The sequence below is a fragment of the Acinetobacter sp. 25-47-130 genome (assembly GCF_056779705.1).
In genome coordinates this window covers 1-346 of the sequence record NZ_JBWYII010000029.1, presented here as the reverse complement: position 1 = coordinate 346, position 346 = coordinate 1, and the positions used below count along the sequence as shown (strand labels likewise).

Genomic DNA, 346 nt, shown 5'->3' with positions numbered 1-346 from the left:
GTTCAGTTGTACCTGTGATTTCTGGTGTTGTATCGTTTGTATCCGCAATTGGATCAATCGTTACATCGGTATCAGATGGTGCAGTTGTATCTACAGTTAATTTGCCATCCGCAGTTTCAGTAGCAGTATTACCCACCGCATCTTTCGCTTCAGCTTTAACTGTATATTCACCTTCTGGTAATTCTTCAGTCGGTGTGAACGACCAGTTACCTTCTGGATCTACAGTCGCATCACCTGTTGCTACAGGGTTGCCATCTTTGTCTAAGATTTCAACTTTTACTGTTGCACCTGGCTCAGTCTTACCTGAGATTGTTGGTGTAGTATCGTTTGTTGGCTTAAGCTCATC

The 346-nt window shown here is 43.1% G+C and carries 1 protein-coding gene; it reads right to left on the bottom strand.

Annotated features, from left to right (window positions below; all coding sequences use genetic code 11):
* On the bottom strand, positions 1-346 hold a 346-nt coding region (locus tag AC1M83_RS14205; protein WP_481590946.1), incomplete at both ends, for an Ig-like domain-containing protein.